This window comes from Streptomyces brasiliensis, assembly GCF_014647875.1.
Classification (GTDB): Bacteria; Actinomycetota; Actinomycetes; order Streptomycetales; family Streptomycetaceae; genus Streptomyces; species Streptomyces brasiliensis.
On record NZ_BMQA01000172.1, the window covers coordinates 1 to 4,105 of the forward strand.

The following is a 4,105-nucleotide window of genomic DNA, read 5'->3' on the forward strand; positions in this document are numbered from 1 at the left end:
GCCCATACCACATCAACGAGCCCAACTCCCGTAAGCAACGGCTTGTTTCTCTGCGGGTCCATCGAGCGCGATTTGTCGTTGAAGTTGGAGACCACTGGTCAGCTGAGGACCCGCAGGACTCAGACAGAGGATCACTGAGGAGCGCGGGACGCGTTGAATCGGCCATGACGGCCTGGTCGGAGGGCTGCACCTGTGTTCACCCCCAGGTCAGGGCCAGGCTCCCAGCGTGAGGGATGCCGGGACGATGCAGAGCACCAGTTGGACCGCCCCGATATATCGGTGTCCGAGCCGCAGCAGCACGACGCCCGTCACACAGACCGCCAGGGTCAACGCGCCGAACCACAGGACTTGTGTCCAGTCCGCGGGTGGTGTGCTGACCACCGTGTGTTTGGAGCCGGCGTTCATTCGGCTCAGCCCCCGCACCGCGAGCACGATGAAGACCAGCAATCCGGCCGCCACGTCCGCCACCAGCACGAGCAGCAGGAGACAGCCTGCAGCGAAGGCATCGTTTCCGTCGGAGGACTGCTCCTCGGCAAGTTCAGGCATGTCAGTACGGTCGCGTGGAATTTCCCCCTCCAAACGGGTCGTCGCCGATCCGCAACCCAACCACAGCGGGCGGCCTGCAACTGCTCAGGCGTCGCCTCGGTGCGCGGGCGTGGCAGGTTGGATGCTCCGGGCTGCTCGCGGTCGCGCAACCGCCAGGGCCATGGCCGTGCCGTAGAGGGCCGGCGGGACGGTGCGCTGATGCCATCGCAGCGGCACTGGCGGCCCAGCAAGGTGACCTGGCAGGCGCCCGCGACCGCGGCCATGGTCAGGGCTGTGCCCTGTGGGCATGCCACGGTCAGAGCGGCTGTCACTCGAAGAGCTCAGCTCCACCGGTGGCCTGGCTGGGCCGTTGGGGCTGGTGAATCCGGTGCTGACCGGTTCCGCCGGCTCGGCAGCCCGCGGGCAGCATCCCTACGGTGGTGCCATGGCAGTGAGCAACGGATACAGGCCCAGGCTGGGGCCCCGAATCGGAACTCGTGACGTGCTGGCGGCGGTCGTACTGTTCGTGCTGTCGGTCGTGGCCGCCTCCATCATTCCGCACGAGCACCGGTTATCCCTGAGATGGCCTGCTCTCCTGCTCGCTGCCGTTGGCTGCTTCTCGCTGCCGTGGCGCCGTCGGTACCCCTTCGCCGTCGCGGCGCTGGCGGTGACCTGCGGGGTGACGTTTCAGCTGCTGGGGTTCGACGAAAGTCCGCTGGTAAACAGCCCGGTCATCGTGTCTGTCTTTTCAGTGGCGGCGCTGACAGACCGCCGCACTGCCTGGAGCGTGGCATCAGCTGCGGCCGCTGCGCTGATCGGCGTAGCTATGGTGCACGACCCACGATCCTGGCTGCAGCCGGACAACGTCGCGACGCTGGCGTGGATGGCCCTGCCCGCGGCGGTCGGGGACGGGGTGCGCTCGCGCCGCGCGTATGTCATTGCCGTGGAGGAACGGGCAGAACATGCCGAGCGGACCCGTGAACAGGAGGCGCAGCAGCGCGTGGCGGCCGAACGCGTCCGCATCGCGCGTGAGCTGCACGACGTCGTCGCCCACCACATCGCCTTGATCAACGCTCAGGCCGGCGTTGCGGTCCACCTTGGGCAAGCAAGGCCTCAACAGGTCTTCGCCGCCCTTAAAGACATCCAGGAAACCAGCCGTTCCGCGCTGGACGAATTGCGTGTGACCGTAAGCCTGTTACGGCAGTCCGACGACTTTGCGGCACCACGCGATCCCATCCCGGGCTTGGCCCAGATACCAGCCTTGCTGGCCTCCTTCGAACGCGTTGGCCTGGCCGTCCTGCACACCCGGCAGGGAGATGCCCAGCCCCTTGCGTCGGCGGTCGACCTGGCCGCCTACCGCATCGTTCAGGAAGCTCTGACCAACGTGCGCAAGCACGCCAGGACTGACAAGGCCCGGCTGCACCTGAGCTACAACCGCCAGTGGTTGACGATCACCGTTCAGGACGACGGTTGCGCTGCCCCGCACGGCCCGCAGCCGGGGACCGGCCATGGATTGATCGGCATGAAAGAGCGGGCAGCCAGCCTGGGCGGAAAGCTCACTGCGCACCCCCGGCCCGAGGGCGGCTTCACCGTCACCGCCGAACTGCCCCTGCGCCCCGGTATGCCGAGGGACGGCGTGGCATCACAGGCACTGCTGGAGGAAAAACGGCCATGACGATCCGTGTTCTGCTTGCTGATGACCAGGCCCTGCTGAGGGGCACCTTCAAAATCCTGTTCGACTCCACGGAAGACATGGAGGTCGTGGGCGAGGCATCCAACGGCCACGAAGCCGTGGAACTGACACACGCACAACGCCCCGATGTGGTCCTCATGGACATCCGGATGCCCGAGATGGACGGCCTCGTCGCCACGCGACTGATCAGCGAGTCCGACGATCTGGCCGCCGTGAAGGTGCTCATTCTGACCACGTTCGAGAATGACGAGTACGTCGCGGAGGCGTTGCGGTGCGGGGCGAGCGGTTTTCTGGGCAAGGGAGCGCGACCGGAGGAGCTGCTCGACGCGGTCCGCACGGTAGCCGCCGGCGAGGCACTTCTGTCCCCAACTGCCACGCGGGCCCTGATCAAGCAATTCCTGGCGCAGCCTGAATGCTGCGCCGCCGTGGTGCACGAGCAACTCGCCTGCCTGACTCCGCGGGAACGTGACGTGACCAGGCTCGTCGCGCTGGGTTTGTCAAACGCCGACATCGCCGAACACCTGTTTGTCAGTCCGCTGACTGCCAAAACCCACGTCAACCGTGCCATGAGCAAGCTCGCCGCCCGGGACCGGGCACAGCTCGTCGTCATCGCTTACCAGTCCGGCCTGGTCAGCGCGAAGACGGAAGCCAGCGAGTCACCCACTCCTGTGGGACAAACGCCGAGGTGAAAGCCCCTGTGCGCGAACGGAGCAGTTCAACCTGCTGGGTACTGCCTTCGCAGTACCCAGCAAACACCGCACGGGGACGACGCGCGGGGAGGCGGTCTTCAGCCAACCTGTAGCTGCGACACAAGAGCCGGATCCACGCTCCGCACGGCTCCCAGGACGGCCTGGACCCGAGACGTGCCGCAGCGCGCCGGGTGTCGCAGCACAGAGAGGAATCCGACATGGCCACTTTCATCGGCGAATGCCTCGCATTCCGCGACCTACTGGCCGGCCACGCTCTTCACATCCTTGCTCCCGAGGAGACCAACGCCCTCGTCCCTCACCTGGCTGCCTGCTCCACGTGCCAAGACGAACACCACTGTCTCGCCGCAGTAGCCGCACACCTGTCCTCACTGCACGAAGCCCTGACCACCGGCCCCAGCCCGACTCAGCGGCCGCACCTGCCAGGATCGACCAAGAGCCAGGCTGCGCCGCGTCAGCGGCGCGGGTCCGGCCCAGCCCGCGGCGCACGGACCACCTCGCTCACACTGTCCGAGTGGGTCGACCGGATGGCCTGCGTCGGGTGACAACCAAGTCGCCGCACTGCCATAGAAGGTCATGCCAACCCGCCAGCGGGCAACTTGTCCGCGTGTTCGCCCGTGACCATGTCGGCAACGGGTCATTGACCTGCTCGTTCGGCTCCGGGACTGCCCATTACTGTCCGCACCGTGGCCGATGGAGGTTTTGAGGTCTGGCCTCATCCTTGTCGGGTCGATCACAGGGGGCCGTCGACGTCGGTCAACCGGGACTGCGCCTCGGCCGATCGTCCACTGAGGTCCGCCGCCGACCGTTGCTGTTCGTGCTTGTTGGTGTCGGCCGCTGGTGTCAGCCGCCGCACGCAGCCTTGACGAGCGCGGCTGTTCTCTCGGGCCTGGAGCACCAGTTTGGAGGTCTCTTGGTTGAGGGCTCCGGAGCTCAGCATGTCTGCCTTGGCTGGCAGCATGGCGACATGGAGATCATCCCTGGACGTGGTGTCGACCTCCTCAAGATCGGCGATTACCGCTCGCAAGTCGAAGAGCGCGGTTGGCTCGGCTGTCGCGGTTGAGGCCGAGCTCGAGAAGCCAGTCCGGCGGCGCCAGCCGTGCCGCCTCGCCTTGCCGTTGTTCCCGCTCGCGCCGCTGCTCGGCGGCGATCCATCGCCGGGTCCGTTCGAGGTCGGCTC

General features: G+C 66.7%; 4 protein-coding genes. 2 read left to right on the plus strand and 2 right to left on the minus strand.

What is annotated here, in order from left to right; genetic code table 11:
- Window positions 1-207 precede the first annotated feature (207 nt).
- Window positions 208-546, minus strand: coding sequence for an inner-membrane translocator (locus IEZ19_RS49290; protein WP_189317881.1), 339 nt, complete (start codon window positions 544-546; stop codon window positions 208-210).
- A gap of 424 nt (window positions 547-970) precedes the next feature.
- Here IEZ19_RS49290 and IEZ19_RS49295 point away from each other — a divergent pair, with 424 nt between their 5' ends.
- Window positions 971-2,200 (plus strand): sensor histidine kinase, encoded by a 1,230-nt coding sequence (locus tag IEZ19_RS49295; protein ID WP_189317882.1) that lies wholly within the window; start codon window positions 971-973, stop codon window positions 2,198-2,200.
- Window positions 2,197-2,907: a response regulator transcription factor gene (locus tag IEZ19_RS49300; protein WP_189317883.1), complete on the plus strand. Its 711-nt coding sequence runs from the start codon at window positions 2,197-2,199 to the stop codon at window positions 2,905-2,907. The genes IEZ19_RS49295 and IEZ19_RS49300 overlap by 4 nt, the downstream gene beginning before the upstream one ends.
- Window positions 2,908-3,658: 751 nt before the next feature.
- On the opposite strand, the gene IEZ19_RS49305 is transcribed toward IEZ19_RS49300, so the two are convergent.
- A partial coding sequence (locus IEZ19_RS49305) for a hypothetical protein (RefSeq protein ID WP_189317884.1) occupies window positions 3,659-4,105 on the minus strand: 447 nt, incomplete at its 5' end.

Excerpts from the sequence above, each read along its gene's own strand:
- IEZ19_RS49290 (WP_189317881.1), bottom strand. The coding sequence starts at position 546 with ATGCCTGAACTTGCCGAGGAGCAGTCCTCCGACGGAAACGATGCCTTC.
- IEZ19_RS49295 (WP_189317882.1), top strand. The coding sequence starts at position 971 with ATGGCAGTGAGCAACGGATACAGGCCCAGGCTGGGGCCCCGAATCGGA.
- IEZ19_RS49300 (WP_189317883.1), top strand. The coding sequence starts at position 2,197 with ATGACGATCCGTGTTCTGCTTGCTGATGACCAGGCCCTGCTGAGGGGC.